We start from the raw sequence: 18,419 nt of genomic DNA on the forward strand, positions 1-18,419 counted from the left end.
GAGGAAGCGGTCATGCCCGTCGCGTGTAGATCAACACTTGTCGTGCATGGCCGCCTGGCCACGCGAGAAGGCCGCCTGTCCGCCGCTCGAGAGCGTCGTCACGGCCTCCAGATCATGCCCTTCGAGCAAGCGGCGGCGCGCCTTGCTGGCGGCTTCACCAAGACGATCGATGATGAGAGCTTACGCGCAGCTCTCCAGGCGGTACTTCGCACCACGCCTATGGGCGAGCTCGAAGGCATCAAGTCGCTCCCCGGCATGATCGATGCGGCGGCGGACACCCTGCACAAGGTCTGGCGCGCCGGCATCGATCTTTCGGCTCGCGCGGGTGACCATCCGCGGCTCGCCGCAATTGCTGAGCTTGAGGCCGCGGTCCTGGCGCAATTTCCAATCGGCATGATGCGTCCCGTCGATATCGTCGCCGCGGCTACAAGACGTATCGTCCACGCGCCAGCGGTCTTCGGATCGATAGAGATCGTTGGCCTCACCGAACTTTCGCCCTGCTGGCGGCCTCTGCTGAGAGCGCTTGCGGAGCATATCCCGGTGCAATGGACCGCCGGGCCAAGAACAACGCCGGCCTGGCTGGAAAGCACAGGCGTGCGTGTGACGCGGGCGCCATCTACCTCGCCTGCCGTCAGCGTCGTCAGCGCAGCCACGGCCTATCACGAAGCAATCGAGGCGATGCGTTGGGTGCGTTCGATCTTGGCCTCTGGCAAGGCTGCACCCTCCGACATCGCAATCGCCTCCGCCTCGACCGCCGACTATGATGATCACTTCCTGGCGCTGCGTGCTGATGCCAACATCGATCTGCACTTCGCCCAAGGCGTAAGGACTGTCACCACTCGCGACGGACAGGCGGCTGCGGCTTTAGCCGATATTGTTGTTCGCGGCCTGTCGCAGTCACGCCTTCGGCGTCTCGCTACGCTCTGCACCGATTCGGCGGCCTTCGAGTTCCTGCCTAAGGGATGGTTGAGCGTCCTGCCGAGCGATGCGCCATTGTCGACGCCGGACGCTTGGGGCCGCCTGTTGGCGCGGCTGACCCCCCAGGACTGGCCCGATGGTGTAGATCACTCTTCGACACTGCGCGCGGCTGTGAATCTGCTCGCCAGGGGGCCGAACGCGGCGCAAGAGATTGGCGATGCCTTCCTCAAAGGCCGGGCGCTAGCCGTCTGGCGTAAAGCCCTTCTCGCCGGACCGGCGGCCTCGATCGACACCACGCTTGAAACGCTAAAGCAAGACGACGGGCTGGAAGCCTGCGTGTCCGTCGCATGGATGCCGGCCAGCATGCTAGCGGCATCCCCGCGCCGCTTCGTGCGCCTGATCGGCCTCAACTCCTCTCGCTGGCCGCGCGGGATCGCCGAAGACCGGCTGATCCCACATCATATCATCTCCACCCCCGAACTCGATCCGCTGCCAGTCGGGCTCGCCGATCGCCGGGATTTCGAGACGATCCTGGCCACTACAACGGTTGAGGTCGTGCTCTCACGCGCCCGACGCGACAGCGACGGACGTCTCTTGGGACGGAGCCCGCTCCTCGCCGGGCACGGCGAGGAGATCTATCTCCGCCGCAACGCTGTGCCACTACATGCCTTCAGCGAAACCGACCGTCTCACAGCTCGGCCGCAGGAGTTCAGTGCATATCCGCAGGCGATCAGCGCACGAGGCTGCTGGCGTGACTGGCATCGCACCGAGATCACCGCGCACGACGGCCTCGTTCGGCCTGATCATCCACTCATTCTTGCGATCTTGAGCCGCACTCAGTCGGCCAGCTCGCTCCGGCGTCTGCTGCGCAACTCGCTGAGCTTCGTCTGGGTCTATGCGTTCGGCTGGCGCCTGCCCGAAAGCACCGCCGAACCCTTGGTACTCGACGCGATCGACGTCGGTGATCTCGTCCATATGGTTCTCGATCGCGCCTTGCGCGACCTTGAAAGCGCGGGCGGACTCGCGTCGGCCGACAGCGCGGCGATCATGACGGCAGTAGACAATGCCGCTCGCCTCATCGCCGCCGATTGGGAGAACAAGCGCGGGGTCCCGCCGGCCGTTATCTGGGAGCGCACTCTGGACGATGTACGCCTATTGGCGAGCCGGGCCCTCGCCTATCGCGACAATGGTCTGCCGGGCGCTCGCTCATATGTTGAGGTGCCATTCGGTGGGTCGGCGCCCAAGTCGACGGCGGCGCCCCCCTGGGATCCCACCTTGCCGGTCTCGATACCCGACGCGGGCTTCAAGATCGCAGGCTATATCGACCGGCTCGACATAGCCGGCGACGGCAGGCGCGCACTCGTTCGCGATTACAAGACCGGACGACCGCCGCGGACCGAAATCCGGCTGAACGGCGGTCGCGAGCTTCAGCGGTGCCTCTATGCATTCGCGGTGAAGGCGCTCTTGGGCGATGTCGAGATCACCGCCTCCTTACTATTCCCGCGTGAGCAGATCGATCTCCAGCTTGACGATCCTCAGGCGGTGCTTGCTGAGATCACCGGCTATCTTCGCTCGGCGAGGAACAGCGTCTTGGGCGGCGCTGCACTGCCTGGCCCAGACACGGGCGGCGACTATGACGAGTTGGCTTTCGCTCTGCCGGCGAACGCCAGCGCCACTTATTGCAAACGCAAGCTGCCGGCCGCGATCGAGCGGCTTGGCGATATTGCTCAGATCTGGGAGGCAGAATGATGAGAAGCGTATCCAAAGCTCTCAGGGACGACGGCGCTCGCCGCAACGCGATCAGCCTTCATGATCAATCAATCCTGGTGGAAGCCGGCGCGGGCTCGGGTAAGACCGCCGTCATGGCCGGGCGCATTGCTCTCATGCTTGCAGAGGGCATCCCGCCCCGTAGTATTGCCGCCGTCACCTTTACAGAACTGGCGGCAAGCGAGCTCCTCTCACGTGTTCGCGAATTTGTTGCCGACCTCACCGTCGGACGTATTGCGGCCGAGCTCCGTGTGGCGCTGCCCGATGGGCTGTCGCAGTCGCAGCGCGACAATCTCGTAGCCGCGAGCGCCGCTATCGACGAAATCGCCTGCTCAACCATCCACGGCTTCTGCCAGCGCTTGATCAAGCCCTTTCCGGCCGAAGCCGATATCGATCCGGGCGCCAGCGTCATGGACCCCAATCAGGCTGATCTCACCTTCATCGAGATCGTCGATGGTTGGTTGCGCGAGCGCTTGTCCAGTGATCGCGCCGGCATTCTCGCTGAAATGGTGCTGCATAGCCCTGGCGAGACCGTAAAGCTCATTCACAAGATTGCCGAAAATCTCAGGCGCCGACGCACTCTCTTAGCGCCACCCGCGACTCCGCTCGACGATCATGTGGCGTCCTTCCGGCAAGCGACGACGGATTTTGCAGCTTTCCTCCGCAACGCTGCAGCGATCGAACCCGAAACGTCGGCGATTGTCGACCGTCTGACCGACATGATGGCCGCGCTTGCCGCAGGCTTCGGTCCTGCGATGCCCTCGGGTTTGGTTCGCCTCCTTGCCTCGCGACTGCATCCTGATCTTTGCACGAAGGCAGGTGCATTCGCCTCCTACCGTAAGAAAGGGAAATGGACTGAAGCGGCGAAGCAGGCAGGCCTCTCAAAGGCGGATGGTGAGCGATTGAACGTCGCCGCCCAAGGCCACTACATCGCCTGCTGCGATGCCTGGACATCGCTTCTTCAGGCCACGGCCAGCCATGTTCTGACGTCATTGATCCAGGAAGCACGTCCGATCCTGCAACGCTATCGCGAGCACAAGCGCGCGAGCGCCCAGCTCGACTTCGACGATTTGATCTTTGCCGCGCGCGACCTGCTGCGCGATCATGATGATGTGCGGCGCTCGCTGGGGCAGCGCTTCGCGCACGTCCTCGTCGATGAATTCCAAGACACGGACCCCCAGCAGACCGAAATCTTCTGGCGGCTCTGCGGCGAGCCCGCCGTTGGAGAGACCGACTGGACTCGGTTTCGGATCCGACCAGGAGCGCTCTTTCTGGTTGGCGACCCCAAGCAGGCAATCTATCGCTTTCGCGGTGCCGACGTCGGCGCCTATGTGCAGGCACGCGACACTTTTCGCGCCCAGTATCCCGACAGCCTCCTGTCGATCTCGACGAATTTTCGCTCCTGCGCCTCGATTCTCACGTTCGTCAATGAGCGCTTCGAGGCCGTGCTGTCGGCGGACGGGCAACCCGGCTTCGCCGCCCTTGATCCATTCCATGAGGATCCCCGCGACGGATTGTGCGTTGCCGCCCTCGACATCCCGGTCGCCAATGAGAACGGAAAGGCGACTAGCGAGCAGCAGCGCGACGCCGAAGCCAATGCGGTGGCGGATTTATGCGCGCGCCTGATTGGCAGCCAACGCATTGTCGACCGGCGTAACGGCGCGGAAAGGATCTGCCAGCCGGGCGACATCGCTTTGCTGGCCCCAACCGGCGCCGAGCTGTGGCGCTATGAGGAGGCGCTGGAAAGTCGGGGAATTCCAGTGGCGACGCAGGCTGGCAAGGGCCTTTTCCGCCGGCAAGAGGTCCAAGACCTGATCGCGTTGACCCGTGTGCTCGCCGATCGGCGCGATACGCTGGCGCTCGGGGCGCTGTTGCGTGGTCCCTTGGTTGGCCTCACCGAAGAGGAACTGCTCGATATTGTCTGGACGCTCCCGCGTTCGGAGGAAGAGCCTGACCGGATTCCCCGCCTGGATCTCGACGTCGATGCCGCCAACATCACCCATTCGCTCGCACGCGAAGCGATCGAGAAGCTGCAGGCGCTTTACCGGCGCGGCAACAGCACAACACCTCATGAGCTTCTCTCGCAGACCGTCGACGTGATGCGAGTGCGCCCCCTTCTTCACGAGCGTCATCGCGGTCAGGCCGAACGCGCGCTCGCCAATGTCGATCTATATCTAAGCCTGTCGACCCGCTACGCTGTGCGCGGTCTTCGCGCTTTCGCTGAGGCCATGACCGCAGCTTGGACCGATGAAGCACGTGTGGTGGAAGGACGCCCGGACGCGCAGGAGGAAGCCGTCGCGCTCTTCACGATGCACGCCGCGAAAGGCCTGGAATGGCCAATCGTCATCCCTGTCAACACCATGACAGGCATCATGTCACCCGACAGCGCGATAGTCGACCGGCAGAATGATGCCTTCTATTGCCCGGTCTTCGGCGTCGAGCCGAACGGCTATGACGCTGCGCAGCAAGCAGAGAAGGATGAGCTGGATCGCGAGCGCATCCGACTCTGGTATGTCGCTGCGACACGCGCCCGCGAACTGCTCGTGCTGCCCCGGCTCGATGTGACTCCTGCAAGATCGGCCTGGATCGGTCTTCTCGATCTATCGCTCGCCGAACTTCCCGCACTCGACGTCCCCCATCGGCCGCTCGGAGAAGGGGCCGCTGACGCCGGGCCGAGCAACACCCAGACACGCGAAATCTTTGCTGCCGAGGCCGCCGCAATCGCTGCGCGGCAGACGCACCTCACCTGGCTGGCGCCCAGCCGCGACGAAAACGCCTCTGGCGCGGTGCTCCAAGAAGAAGAAGCCGAGATCTGGATAAGCGCCGCCGACGATCAGCCTCGAAATCTGGAGGCTACGATTCAGGTCCAGGGCGGACGTGAGCGCGGGCTGATCCTCCACAAGCTGATGGAAGAGGTCCTGAGTGGGGAAATCGATGATGCCGCTCCAGCCGTCATGGAACGCGCGAACGACCTGATCCGAGAGCTCGGTCGGTCGCCCGTTGCTGATCCCGCAGCAGGACTTTCGCCGGAAGAACTGGCACGCTGCATCGTTCGCACAATGGCCCTGCCGGAGATCGCGACGTTGCGGTTGGGGCTACTGGCCGAGTTTCCCGTATACGCCGCCTATGCCGACAGCGACGAGGAGACGGCGACCACCGGCATCGCGGACGCGCTGACACTGACCGCCGATGGCCGCGCCGCCGTTGTGGTTGACTGGAAGAGCGATGTGAACCCCGATCATCAGACGCTCGAGCACTATCGCTCGCAGGTCCGGACCTATCTCGACATGACTGGCGCCGAGCAGGGATTGATCGTGTTGATGACCACCGGCACGGTGGTCACTGTCTCGCCCTCGGCCCGGATGAAGGCGGCCTGAGAGGAAGGCGACCGATGTCATCACGCAAGCGTCCCGCCAGCCCCACTCATCATGACCTCTTCAATGAGGAGGTCTTGCAACGAAGGCAGCCGCCCCGGGGATAATCCCAAACCAGCACGTGCGAGCCAACGACCTGTCCGACGCAGGAGCAAGCAAGCCCGTCACCCTTAACCGACATGGTTCAATGAACCATTGATCGACAGCTCAGAACTCTGCTAACCCACTCAAATTGTATGGTTACTCCAGCGCAACTACGCTGGGCAGCGCTGTTGATTCTTGCAACAAATAAAATAATAGGCGCTAAGGAGGCAAACGTGGACGTCGAACTCTACGAGACCAAGGACTTCATGAACGCTCTCAGAACCATGAAGCTCTCCGGCGGCAGGAAAAGCAAAGCTGCAAGCCAAGTGCTCGCTATGCTTGGTAGCGTTTCGCGTTTTGAGGACCCGTTTGACGCACTCCGACTTACGAAACATGGCGAAACCAGAATTTCAGGGTGCGTAAAATACGACCTGCAAGATTTCTGTCGTCTCGTCACCGTTGTTGGAAACGGCTGCATTTTTTTGCTCTACGTGGGCGACCACAACGAAACAGACACATGGATTGAGAAGCACCGAGGACTCACAATCGGCGCAGTTGAGGGCAACCTTCTTGGAACGACAAAGATTTCAGATGAGAAAAGGGGGATATCGATTAGCAACGAACCAGATAATTGGTCCGGCATTCTAATTGACAGGCTGCCAGACGATCTATCTGAACAGCTGTTGGGACATCTTCCCTTTCGAGATGTAAAACCAATACGAGAACTTCTTGCGGGGAGTCCAGAAGGTCTCGTCAAGAGCAAACTCGCACATTTGGCCGATGAGAGCTTGCGAACGGCCCTCTTCGACATCCTCATTCTCCTCAACAATGGCGCCCTCGACGAAGCGCAAAACAGGGTGCTACACCACCTCGGGATGTTCAAACCACTTTCAGAACTTTCGCCAGACGAACTTGTCGAGCTCGACATGGGTGACAGTACAAGGAAAGTGGAGATCGGCTCTGTAGAATACAATAAGTGGGCTCAACGCTTCATCGAAACGAAGCATCCGTTTGAATGGTTCCTGTTTATGCATCCCGAACAGGAGAAGCTGGTACTGGCGGATTACTCCGGTCCTGCGAAGCTCTCAGGAGTGACGGGCTCGGGCAAGACGAGTATCGCCATCAAGCGCGCGGTGCGGCTGGCCAGTGAATACCAGGACGGCAAGATACTGATCTTGAGCCTGAATAGGGCACTCTGCGAGTTCATTTCCGAGATCGTGGATTTCGCGTGCGGAGATGACGCCGCCCTCAGGTCGCGAATCGAAGTGAACTCGCTTTTTTCGATTTGCCAACGTCTGCTCGTGGGATTTGAGCCCATGAGCGCCAAGCTGTACCGCGACGTGACGTGGCGGCTTGAGGAGCACAAGGATGAGGTCTATCGCGAGTTCTACCGTTGTCTCAACAACGTCAAGGACGCTGAAGTCCTTCGCCCTATCCACCGTCTACTGACCTCACAGTCGATCGAGGCGGAGCGATACCTCGCCGAGGAATTTGACTGGATCCGGAGTGCGCTTGGACGCGACAATCGCGCCGACTACAACGCGATTGCGCGACAAGGGCGAGGCTACAAGATCTCCGAGCAGCATAGGCCGGCCATACTCGAAGGGCTGGGCGGATGGGAGCGGAAGATGTCCGCCGTTGGCGTCATCGACTACATGGGCGTGGTCACAGCGCTGACAAAGCACACCGAACAAATCGAGCCCCAATACCGCTGCATCCTCGTCGATGAGGCTCAGGATTTCGGTAGCGTCGAGCTCTCCATCCTGCGGCGCCTCGTTAAGCCTGACAAGAATGACATCTTCCTCTGCGGTGACGCGGCGCAGCACATCCTACCCAAGCACCAATCGTTCGAATCCGCAGGAATAGACGTTAAGGGTCGATCCTTTGCTATCCGCCGCAACTACCGAAACAGCAGGGAGATTCTTAGGCTGGCACACAAGGTGCTAACATCAAATCTTTCCGAATTCCATTTCGAGATTGGAGAAATGGAGATTTCTGATCCCGAATTGTCCTATCGGTCTTCGTCCGAACCTCTGATCCTAGAAGCGCCTTCCCTCCAGGTCGAGATTGCGGCTGCACTTCGGCTTCTCGACTACAATGACGAGCTTGCCGCGCGACGCGGAGGCACTCACTCGGGCTGCATCGCGCTAGTAGGCTATTCTGGCTACGAAGTTCAGCAGTACGGCAAAGATATTGGGGTACCTGTGCTCGATGGCGCTTCACAATTTCTTCGCGGCAGTCGATTTTTGTCTGACCTGGAACAAACAAAGGGCTACGAATTCGACACGATGGTGATCGTAAACTGCGCCAAGGGAAATCTGCCGCCTTCATGGGCTCCCGAGCAGGAAGTTTTTCGAAGCGCAAGCGAATTCTACGTCGCAATGACGCGAGCGAAAACCCAGCTGATTCTGTCCTACTCAGGCACAATCTGCGATTGGCTATCTAACCTGGAGGTGCCCACTTCGAAGTGGTCGGACGTGGTCGCTTTGGATGATTTACCGGATTTGAGCTTACCGGGATTCCTCCAAGAGTTTCCTGACGTGGACATACTGGACGTTCGCGAACTTACAGGATCCGAGTTCATCTACACTCCTTACGCGCGGGGACTTGAAGTCGACCTTCAACAAAAGCTTGAGGAAGTCGTCGATGGGCGGGGCCTGCTTCAGGCGGGGACGCAACGACGGCTCAAGTGGAAGACAATGGGCTCACTTGGTGACGATCTAGCGACCGGCGGCGGCTCTACGTTTGGCCCAGTAGCCCGAGAAATAATCAAGACGCGTTTAATGCAAGCTTCTCTTGGTGCGCGCCCTACCATCAAGCCACGGCGGACCCAGCAATCCGCTGCCTCGATCACGTCTACCATAATTGTTGATAGCGAGCCCGCTCAACACCTGAGGACGATTGCGCGTGCAGGGAGCCTGGAGGTGCTAGGCCTACCGGCCCGAGACATGGCGCTATTGCATTCACTGAATATACGGTCACTGCGCGAACTAATCAACGTAAGCGAGAAAGTGCTCGCCCCGCACCTCAGCAGAAAAAAAATCGCGACTTTGAAGGACTATGCCAGGTCGCTCGCGAGGCCGCCCGCTAACGTTGAGATCACATTGAGCGAAATCGGATTCTCAGATCGTGTCGTCGATGTGCTCGGGGGCATCGGCGTCAAAAAGCTATCCGACTTTGGCCGAATCTCCCGTTCGGACCTTTACGCCCAGTCGAGTCTCGGCACTATCGATGTCCAAAGGATCCTACGGGTCTGTCAGGAGGAAGGCGTAAAGCTGCGGGATAGCTGACCGTCGCGAGCGCGCAGCTATAATCCCTTCACGGCTGAAGTTATACCAGCGCCGGTTCCTTGGCCATTGGCGCTTACAACGCGCCCCTCCGTCTGGGCCTCAGAGAGGTTCTGTTCAGAAGAAGAAGAGCACCACATACGATGAACGACCAGCGAGTCACGGCACGCTGCCCGCACAGAATCAAGGTAGTCAGCGAGGCTACGTCGTTGCTGCTCTGATTCCCAATCCGATCTGGCGAAAGCCATCGGACGCAGAGCAATTGATCATAGGATGTGTTGACGTGCCAAACGATGGTCGTTTCGTTGCTGTGCTTAGTCGTTGACTTGCTAAATTGCTCGCCTGTTCAGTTGTCGGCTTGCTAATCCTTAGCTCGCCATCTCGATAACCCGATGACTTGCTGGCTGCTAGTTTCTTAACTTGCCGACTTGCTAGCTTGTTGGCTCGTGGCCTAGCTCGCTTGCTAACCTGTCTACTTGCCAGTTCGTCGGCTTGATAGGTTGCTTACCTGCACGCCGGCTCACCCGCTGACTCGCTGGCGCCAGGGTTCGTACGCAAGAGAACACTGATATGAGACCCGTCGATTCCGTCTTTGCAGTTCTGGATCCAATCAACGGGGGCAATGATTTCCCCCGCCGTGATGTTCGATGACAACCTCCGGCAACGGCTGTCGGGCAAGAAGGCGAGATGACGAATGAGGTCGCCGGCCGAGGTTGATCGACGACATCGTCCGGTGCTTAAAGCGACTGAGCTAGCGTCGCTCCGTCCACGTCGATCGCTTCGATCTTCTCCAGCCAACGGCGGAGCGACGCCCATGGTATGGAGGGGAGGGACAGGTTGGCATTTGATCGTCGAGTGTTGGCATTGCCCCGAAGAGGGAGGGATTCTCACCCCCCGTCCGGATTTTTTGTGGCCTCGAGATCGAGCTCTGGAATTTTCTTCAACTCGCGAAACAAGGCTTCCATCGGAAACTCGCCATAGCTGTCAGCGACGCTCTTTTGCCCGTGACCGGTGATTGCCTCAAGGATGTCCTTCGCAAGTCCGTGCCGACGTCCCAGCGTTTTGATTCGATGCCGCCAGGAATGGCTGGGCGAAAGGCGTGGATCGACAATGCCGAGCGCACGCACAAATCGGCCGATGACCTTCGTGCCGTTTCCACCTCGTTTGCCAAACTTATCGGGTGGCAGATGAGGAAAGAGTGGGCCCGATTTAACGCTTGCAACGAATTTCAAAAACCCGCGATCGATCAGCGCGGGATGCAGTGGGATGGTGCGTTCCGAACTGCTATTTTTGAGCGGACCCGCTTCCGGGTCAAATTTCATGCACCAGATCCGGTCGATTTCAACTACGTCCTCGACCCGCAACTGGCAAAGTTCGGAGACCCTCGCGCCAGAATAGGCCCCGAGCCACGGTACCCAGCGGCGGACCGCATCTTTCTCCAGCAAGGATGCCGCCAAAATCACACGGGCTTCCTCATCGGTAAAGCTGCGCTTCTTCTCGGTAGCTATCGCCTTTACCTCGATCGTGACATGATCGGCTGGGTTCTTAGCGATCCGGCGATTATCGACACCCCACTGCAGAATCGCCCTCACCGGTGCCAATTTGGCGTCCTGAATCGTCTTCGGCCGCAAGCCGGCCTCTACCATTGAGCCTTTCCAGGTGATCAGGTCTTCGCTCGAAATTCTGCCGGCGTCATCGTGTCCAAGAAACGCCTCGAGCTGCCGCAGCACACGGTTCCATTCATAAAGCGTCTTCTGCGCGGGTTTGCGCTCGGAGGACCATCCTTTGATGAGTTCGGCTAGCGGCACCGTCGAGCCCGCGCCGGGCGTCGGAGAGTTGGCTTGCCACATCCCGCCAGCCCTGGAGTCGATGCCAAATTCGCCCTTCGCGTACCGCGCAAGCGTTAGGCTGGCGCGCTGAATCGCAAAACTGAGCGCTTTAGCGAGAACCAGTTCGCTGTCGGGGTTGACCACCAGACCCTTCGCGGCAAGGCAGTCCTTGGCACTGGCACGGCACCAATTCTCCATGTCGCGAAGCTTGGCGGCGTCCGGATCGTATTCAGAAAGAAAGTTTGACGTCAGCGGGCCAGCGAGAGCAGCTGGGGAACTCCATAGCCGTTCGCCGAGATCCACCCGCCAGGTGGTTTGTCCGCTAGGATTGTCCTTGTAGGCCGCCAGCCAGCGATCATGCGCTTGGGCGGCCAGTTCGTGAGCCTCTCGTTCGCTTAGCGTGCGGACCCCGCCGCGCAGGTTTGCCCACCGGGCCTCGACCTCAGCCAGTGCTTCGGCGTGCCGACGCCGGGCGATCGATGGGTCCTTCGTCTGCAGACTGCGCTTCTCTTCGCGCTTGCCAACGAGCGCGCGCAATTCCGCGGGAACGGCTCTGCGAAACCAATAGACACCGCTGTCGGGATGCTTCCAGGGACGAGACATAGTGAGGGGCATTTGTACCAGCCTTTTGTACCAAGCCGGTAGCCCTAAGTCTCTGATTTTGCATTAGTTGTGGAGAAACAATCACCTAAAAGAACGGTGGTGCCCAGGAAAGGACTCGAACCTTCACGGCCGTTAAGCCACTGGCACCTGAAGCCAGCGCGTCTACCAATTCCACCACCTGGGCATGCCGTTTGGGGCACGGAGGCGGTTACTACGGTTCGGTGACGCCGTTGTCAATTCATGCGTGAAGCCCGGTTCGGGATGCCGATTGCGCATCGCAAACCGGCCCGATACAAGCCTGACACGACGCACTCTTTTCCGCAGGAATGGCTCCCATGGCATCGAATCTGGACACGCTCGTCACGGTTTTCGGCGGATCGGGGTTTTTGGGCCGCAGCGTCGTCCGCGCCCTGTGCAAGCGGGATTACCGGGTCCGGGTCGCGGTGCGGCGGCCGGAACTCGCCGGGTACCTCCAGCCGCTCGGCCGGGTCGGGCAGGTCCACAATGTGCAGGCGAATCTGCGCTTTCCGGCCTCGGTCGAGGCGGCGCTGCGTGATTCGCATCTCGTGATCAACCTCGTCGGCGTGCTCACCGAGAGCGGTGCGCAGACGTTTGACGCCGTCCAGGCCAAGGGCGCCGAGACCGTCGCCAAGGCAGCGGCCGCCGCCGGGGCTCAGCTGGTGCATGTCTCGGCGATCGGGGCCGATGCGCAATCGCCCTCGCGCTATGCCAGGGCCAAGGCGGCCGGCGAAGCCGCGGTCCTGGCCGCGGTTCCCTCCGCCACGATCTTCCGCCCCTCCGTGATGTTCGGCCCCGAGGACCAGTTCACCAACCGCTTTGCCGCACTGGCCCGGATGTCGCCGGTGCTGCCCCTGATCGGCGGCGAGACGAAGATGCAGCCGGTCTATGTCGGCGACGTCGCCAGTGCGATCGCGGATGCTGCCGACGGCAAGGCCAAGGCGGGCGCGACCTACGAGCTCGGCGGGCCGGAAGTGCTGACCATGCGCGAGATCATCGAGGCGATCCTCGAAATCACCGACCGCAAGCGGATGCTGGTGCCGCTGCCGTTCGGCCTCGCCCGCTTCCAGGCCAACTTCCTGCAATTCGCACCGGGCGCGTTCAAGCTGACGCCGGACCAGGTCACGCTGCTCGAGCGCGACAATATCGTGTCGGAGGCGGCGAAGGCAGCCGGGCTGACGCTGGAAGGCCTCGGCATATCAGCCGATTCGCTGGAGGCGATCGCCCCGCAATATCTCTGGCGCTTCCGCGCCGCCGGGCAGTTCCAGCGCATGAGCGTGTGAGTTGGCTTCACCTCTCCCGCTTGCGGGAGAGGTCGGATTGCGCCCGGTGGTGCGAAGCATCGTCCGAAGCAATCCGGGTGAGGGCTTTTTCCTCTTGGGGATTGTCCCGTTGTGGAGACACCCTCTCCCCGACCCTCCCCCGCAAGCGGGGGAGAGAGCGGACCGCCGCCGGGGCGGGGACCCATCCGTCACACGACCTTCAAAACCTCAGCTTCTTGAACACCGCTTCCGGAAGCGTCTTGATGATGAGCATCACGAGGCGCCATTTGCCGCTGACATAGACGATGTCGGTCTTGGTCTCGACGGCGCGAAGGATCGCATCGCCGACGACAGGGGCTTCGACGGTGAGCGGGCCGATCAGCTTCATGCCTTCCGTCATCCTGGTGCGGACGAAGCCGGGCTTGACCGTGACGACGTGAACGCCGCCCCGGCTGGCGCGGGCGCGCAGGCCGGACAGGAAGGCGGAGAAGCCGGCCTTGGCCGAGCCATAGACATAGTTGGAGGCGCGGCCGCGATCGCCGGCAACCGAGGACACGCCGACCAGCGTGCCGCTGCCGCGGCTCAAGAACTTCTCCGCGAACAGGCCGAGAATCAGCGCCGGGCCCTCATAGTTGGAGCGCATGATCGCGGTGGCGTGGGCGAGATCGCTCTCGGCCTGTTGCTGCACACCGAGCAGGCCGACGATCGAGATGACGACATCGGGCAGCGCGGGAAGGCCTGCGACGAAGCCCTCGAACGACGCCGTGTCGAGCACGTCGAACCTGTAGAGACCGACCTCGATATTGTAGCGTGCGCGCAGATCGGCGGCGTCAGGCTCCAGCGCGGCGACGTCGCGGCCGGCGAGCCCCACATCGTATCCCGCTTTGGCAAAGGCGCGCGCGGCGGCGCGGCCGATGTCGGATGAGCCGCCCAGAACCAGTACAGACTTGCGCGACGTCACAGCCTAGACCTCATCGAACAGACGTTGTGAAAGCTTGGAGCGGATGTTGCCGGCAGGATCGAGCGATTTGCGGATCGCGTTGAAGCGCGACAGAGCGGGATAGCCGGCTTTGAGCGTCGCGCGCGACTGGCGCGCATCCTTGGCGAGATAAAGCCGGCCACCGGCCGCGACGACGAGACGATCGATCTCGTCGAGAAAATTCAGGATGTCGCCCCGCACCGGGAAATCCAGCGCCAGCGTGTAGCCGGGCAGCGGAAACGACAGGATGCCCTCGCCCTGGCCGAGCTTCTTCAGCACCGCGAGGAAGGAGGCATCGCCGCGCCGCGCGACGCGACCCAGGATCTCGCCGAGCACGTCGCGCGCGCCGTTTTCAGGGATCACGGATTGGTGCTGCAGCAAGCCGCGCTTGCCATAGATGCGATTCCAGTCGGCAATGCCGTCGAGCGGAAAGAAATAAGGATAGATCGAGACCACATGGCTGCCGCCGGCGCGCCGCGCGCCCATGCGGTAATACAGCTCGTTGAAGGCGCGGATGCTGAAGCGGTTCAACGTCATCGACGGCAAATCGACGGGCACGCCGAGACCGGGATCCTTGCCGGCGGGAAACGTGGCGGCGCCGGCAGGGAGCTCGTCCTTGCCTGCGTGCTCGCCGAGATAGATCAGCGAACGGCCGAGATCCCGCCCTCGCGCCGCGCAATCGATCCACGCCACCGAATAGGTCGCGGCATCGCCTGCATCGAGCGCGCGCATCGCGGCATCGAGATCGGACGCCGAGATCACGCGCTCGCGGATCCATCCCGTTTCGACCTTGCGCAGCCGCATCGTCGCCTCAAGGATGATTCCGGTCAGGCCCATGCCGCCGATGGTCGCAAAGAACGCATCGGCGTTCTGCTCGCGCGAGGCTTCGATGGTCTCGCCCTCGCCCGTGCACAGCAGGATGCTGTCGACATAGCGGCCGAAGCCGCCTTCGCAATGATGGTTCTTGCCGTGCACGTCGGCGGCGATGGCGCCGCCGATCGAGACGAAGCGCGTGCCGGGCAGCACGAAGGGCAGAAAGCCGCGCGGGCCGAATGTCTCGATCAGATCCGAGAGCAGCACGCCGGCCTCGAGGCGGATGCAGCCGGTCGCCGGATCGAACCACCTGATGCGGTCGAAGCCCGTCATCGCGACGGTTCTGACGGCCCCGATCGCGGCATCGCCGTAGGCGCGACCATTGCCGCGCGCCACGGTGCCGGACGCCATGGCTTCAGCTACGGCCTCGAACGACCGCGGCCGCAGCACGTCGCTATCGACGACCGGGAAACGGCCCCAGCCGCTGACGAGGGTCATGGTTCAGCTCCTGTGCCGGGCGCGACGCCCTGCCCTGCGAAACTGAGTAGCGGTCAAAAGCTTATATTGCGTTGAAAGCGCGGCAGGCGCGTAGCCCGGATGGAGCGCAGCGTAATCCGGGATCGTGCCCCAAGTGATGATGGCCCCGGATTGCGCTGCGCTCCATCCGGGCCACAAGACCTTAACGCCTACCGGCCCAGCGCCAGCGCGATCAGGCCGAGGGTGCCGACGATGACGCGCCACCAGGCGAACAGCACGAAGCCGTGGCGGGTGACGTAGGTCAGGAACGTCTTCACCACGATGACCGCGGTGATGAACGACACCACGAAGCCGATCGCCACGATGTTCATGTGGTCCATCGTCATCTCGGCGCGGTTCTTGTAGAAATCGTAGGCGAACGCGCCGATCATGGTGGGGATGGCGAGGAAGAACGAGAACTCCGCCGCCGCGCGCTTGTCGGCCCCCAACAGCATCGCAGCGACGATGCTGGCGCCGGAGCGCGACACGCCCGGGATCATCGCCACGCACTGCGCGATGCCGATATAGAGATACATCAGCAGCGGAAACTTGGTGGCGTCATGCTCGCGCGGCTTGAGATCGAGCTTGTCGACCCAGAGCAGGATGGCGCCGCCGACGATCAGCGTGAAGCAGACGACCCAGGGATTGAACAGCAGGGTCTTGATGTATTTGCCGGCGACGAGGCCGACGATCACGGCCGGCAGGAACGCCACCAGCACGCCGATCACGAAACGGCGCGCATAGGCATCGCCCGTGAACAGGCCGATCGCGACGTCCCAGAGCTTCCTGAAATACAGCCCGACGATCGCGAGGATCGCACCCAGCTGGATCAGAACCGTAAACGAATCCCAGAACGCGCCTTCGCCGAGATGGAAGAAGCGCTCCGCGAGCAGGAGGTGGCCGGTCGAGGATACGGGAAGGAACTCGGTCACACCCTCGATGATGCCGAGGATCACTGCCCGTATTGCGTCTGACATATTTACGGTCCATTTCGGCTGGAAAAGCGGGGGCTCTTCTCGCCTATTCCCCCCAATGCTGCAATCGCAAAATGCGGCGTCACGCTCTTGCTTCGCGGTTTTGAGGGACTAGTGTGGCGCCGCACAAACATTGATGGATTCTTAAGCACCATCAAATAGTCAAAGGCTTCATGTTTACGCTGTTTCATCATCCGTTCTGCCCGCACTCGCGCTTCATCCGCCTGATCGCGGGCGAATACGGGCTCGACCTGAAGCTGATCGAAGAGCGCAGCTGGGAGCGGCGCGAGGCGTTTCTGCTGCTCAATGCGGCCGGGACCACACCTGTGCTGGTGGACGAGGAACAGCCGCCGATCCCGGGCGCGGCCATCATCGCCGAATATGTCGACGAGGCCTATGGCGCAGGGATGGGCGTCAAGCGCCTGATGCCGGAGACGACCTTCGAGCGTGTCGAGGTGCGCCGGCTGATGGCCTGGTTCAACGAAAAGTTCTTCGAGGAGGTCTCGCACCCGCTCGTCACCGAGCGCATTTACAAGCGTTTCATGAGCGAGGAGAACGGCGGCGGGCCGCCCTCGGCCGACGTGATGCGCGCAGCGAAAGCCAATGTGCGCTATCATCTGGCCTATATCGGCTGGCTGGCGCAGACGCGCAATTTCCTCGCCGGCGACCGGCTCACCTACGCGGATCTCGCCGCCGCGGCGCATCTCTCGGCGATCGACTATCTGGGCGACGTGCCATGGAGCGAGGACGACGCAGCAAAGGCGTGGTACGCGCGGGTGAAATCCCGCCCGTCGTTCCGTCCGCTCTTGAGCGAATGGCTGGCCGGCGTGCCGGCGTCGCGGACCTATGTGGACCTGGATTTCTGAGCTCCGATCCGACTGAGCTGAAGGCGGCGCTGGCGCGCGAAGCGCACGCGCTCGGCTTCGACTGCGTCGGCGTCACCGGGCCGGGCACGATCGAGAGCGCCGGAAAACACTTCCTCGAATTCATCGCCTCGGGCGGCCATGGCGACATGGACTGGCTCGCGAACCAGCCGGAGCGGCGCGTCGATCCGCGCGGGCTGTGGACCGAGGTGCGCAGCGTGATCATGCTCGGCGTCAATTACGGTCCCGATACCGATCCGCTCGCGGTGCTGAAGCAACGCACGCGCGCGGCGATCTCGGTCTATGCGCAAGGTGACGACTATCACGACCTCATCAAGAAGCGGCTGAAGGCGCTGGCGCGCTGGCTGGTCGCGGCCGCGCCAAGCGAAGTGAAGGTGTTCGTCGACACCGCGGCGGTGATGGAGAAGCCGCTGGCGCAGACCGCGGGCCTCGGCTGGCAGGGCAAGCACACCAACCTCGTCTCGCGCGAATTCGGCTCATGGCTGTTTCTCGGTGCGATCTACACCACGCTCGATCTGCCGCGCGACGCTACCGAGATCGATCATTGCGGCTCGTGCCGCGCCTGTCTCGACATCTGCCCGACCGCGGCGTTCCCCGCGCCCTACAAGCTCGATGCGCGGCGCTGCATCTCGTATCTCACCATCGAAAACAAGGGCCCGATCCCGCGCGAGTTTCGCAAAGCCATCGGCAATCGCATCTACGGCTGCGACGATTGCCTCGCGGCGTGTCCCTGGAACAAGTTTGCGCAAGAGGGCCGCGAGGCCAAGCTCGCCGCGCGCGACGAATTGCGCGCGCCTGATCTCGCCGAGCTGGCGCGGCTCGACGACGCCGCGTTTCGTGCGCTGTTCACGAAGTCGCCGGTGAAGCGCATCGGCCGCGACCGGTTCTTGCGCAACGTGCTGATTGCGATCGGCAATTCAGGCGAGGTGACGCTGGCGGACGAGGCGCGGCGATTGCTGGATGATGCGAGCGCGCTGGTGCGCGGGGCGGCGGTGTGGGCGCTCGGGCAGTTGCTGGCGCGGGAAGAGTTTGAGGCGATGAAGTCTGCTGCTGCGCGCAAGGAGCACGACGAGTGCGTTCGTGAGGAGTGGCGGGCCGCCTCCTGACTTGA

General features: G+C 61.9%; 10 protein-coding genes and 1 tRNA gene. 6 read left to right on the top strand and 5 right to left on the bottom strand.

Annotation, left to right across the window (positions count from 1 at the left end; translation table 11 throughout):
- Positions 1-12: 12 nt before the first annotated feature.
- From N2604_RS01635 to N2604_RS01645, 3 genes are all read left to right on the top strand, one after another.
- Entirely contained in the window at positions 13-2,667 is a 2,655-nt protein-coding gene (locus N2604_RS01635) for a PD-(D/E)XK nuclease family protein (protein ID WP_225161491.1), read from the top strand.
- Positions 2,667-6,062 (top strand): exodeoxyribonuclease V subunit beta, encoded by a 3,396-nt coding sequence (locus N2604_RS01640; RefSeq protein WP_260376407.1) that lies wholly within the window; start codon positions 2,667-2,669, stop codon positions 6,060-6,062. The genes N2604_RS01635 and N2604_RS01640 overlap by 1 nt, the downstream gene beginning before the upstream one ends.
- Before the next feature lie 314 nt (positions 6,063-6,376).
- Positions 6,377-9,433 carry a UvrD-helicase domain-containing protein gene (locus N2604_RS01645; protein WP_225161492.1) on the top strand — a complete coding sequence of 1,019 codons (3,057 nt, stop codon included), beginning with the start codon at positions 6,377-6,379 and terminating at the stop codon, positions 9,431-9,433.
- Between the two features lie 884 nt (positions 9,434-10,317).
- On the opposite strand, the gene N2604_RS01650 is transcribed toward N2604_RS01645, so the two are convergent.
- Positions 10,318-11,874 carry a DUF6538 domain-containing protein gene (locus N2604_RS01650; protein ID WP_225161493.1) on the bottom strand — a complete coding sequence of 519 codons (1,557 nt, stop codon included), beginning with the start codon at positions 11,872-11,874 and terminating at the stop codon, positions 10,318-10,320.
- Between the two features lie 85 nt (positions 11,875-11,959).
- Positions 11,960-12,046 (bottom strand) — tRNA-Leu (locus tag N2604_RS01655).
- A 151-nt stretch (positions 12,047-12,197) separates the two neighbouring features.
- On the opposite strand from N2604_RS01655, the gene N2604_RS01660 reads away from it, so the two are divergent.
- Positions 12,198-13,163: a complex I NDUFA9 subunit family protein gene (locus N2604_RS01660; RefSeq protein ID WP_260373499.1), complete on the top strand. Its 966-nt coding sequence runs from the start codon at positions 12,198-12,200 to the stop codon at positions 13,161-13,163.
- Between the two features lie 199 nt (positions 13,164-13,362).
- Here N2604_RS01660 and N2604_RS01665 read toward each other — a convergent pair whose 3' ends face one another.
- The 3 genes from N2604_RS01665 to N2604_RS01675 all read right to left on the bottom strand — a co-directional run bounded on the left by N2604_RS01665 (position 13,363) and on the right by N2604_RS01675 (position 16,427).
- The gene (locus N2604_RS01665) at positions 13,363-14,103 is read right to left on the bottom strand and encodes an SDR family oxidoreductase (RefSeq protein WP_260373500.1); all 741 of its coding nucleotides are present in this window, start codon (positions 14,101-14,103) and stop codon (positions 13,363-13,365) included.
- Between the two features lie 3 nt (positions 14,104-14,106).
- Positions 14,107-15,432, bottom strand: coding sequence for an FAD-binding oxidoreductase (locus N2604_RS01670; RefSeq protein ID WP_260373501.1), 1,326 nt, complete (start codon positions 15,430-15,432; stop codon positions 14,107-14,109).
- Between the two features lie 188 nt (positions 15,433-15,620).
- Positions 15,621-16,427 (bottom strand): undecaprenyl-diphosphate phosphatase, encoded by an 807-nt coding sequence (locus N2604_RS01675; RefSeq protein ID WP_260373502.1) that lies wholly within the window; start codon positions 16,425-16,427, stop codon positions 15,621-15,623.
- 170 nt (positions 16,428-16,597) lie between these two features.
- Here N2604_RS01675 and N2604_RS01680 point away from each other — a divergent pair, with 170 nt between their 5' ends.
- Both N2604_RS01680 and queG read left to right on the top strand, forming a co-directional pair.
- On the top strand, positions 16,598-17,290 hold the full coding sequence (locus N2604_RS01680; RefSeq protein WP_260373503.1) for a glutathione S-transferase family protein: 693 nt from the start codon (positions 16,598-16,600) through the stop codon (positions 17,288-17,290).
- A complete protein-coding gene (gene queG / locus N2604_RS01685; protein WP_260373504.1) occupies positions 17,239-18,414 on the top strand; it encodes a tRNA epoxyqueuosine(34) reductase QueG in 1,176 nt (391 codons plus the stop codon). Before N2604_RS01680 ends, queG begins: the two co-directional genes overlap by 52 nt.
- Positions 18,415-18,419 lie beyond the last annotated feature (5 nt).

It is taken from the genome of Bradyrhizobium sp. CB1015 (assembly GCF_025200925.1).
GTDB lineage: Bacteria > Pseudomonadota > Alphaproteobacteria > Rhizobiales > Xanthobacteraceae > Bradyrhizobium.

Bases quoted from the DNA above. Each gene is read 5' to 3' on its own strand.
- N2604_RS01635 (WP_225161491.1), top strand. From the start codon at position 13: ATGCCCGTCGCGTGTAGATCAACACTTGTCGTGCATGGCCGCCTGGCC.
- N2604_RS01640 (WP_260376407.1), top strand. From the start codon at position 2,667: ATGAGAAGCGTATCCAAAGCTCTCAGGGACGACGGCGCTCGCCGCAAC.
- N2604_RS01650 (WP_225161493.1), bottom strand. From the start codon at position 11,874: ATGCCCCTCACTATGTCTCGTCCCTGGAAGCATCCCGACAGCGGTGTC.
- N2604_RS01660 (WP_260373499.1), top strand. From the start codon at position 12,198: ATGGCATCGAATCTGGACACGCTCGTCACGGTTTTCGGCGGATCGGGG.
- N2604_RS01670 (WP_260373501.1), bottom strand. From the start codon at position 15,432: ATGACCCTCGTCAGCGGCTGGGGCCGTTTCCCGGTCGTCGATAGCGAC.
- N2604_RS01675 (WP_260373502.1), bottom strand. From the start codon at position 16,427: ATGTCAGACGCAATACGGGCAGTGATCCTCGGCATCATCGAGGGTGTG.
- N2604_RS01680 (WP_260373503.1), top strand. From the start codon at position 16,598: ATGTTTACGCTGTTTCATCATCCGTTCTGCCCGCACTCGCGCTTCATC.
- queG (WP_260373504.1), top strand. From the start codon at position 17,239: ATGGCTGGCCGGCGTGCCGGCGTCGCGGACCTATGTGGACCTGGATTT.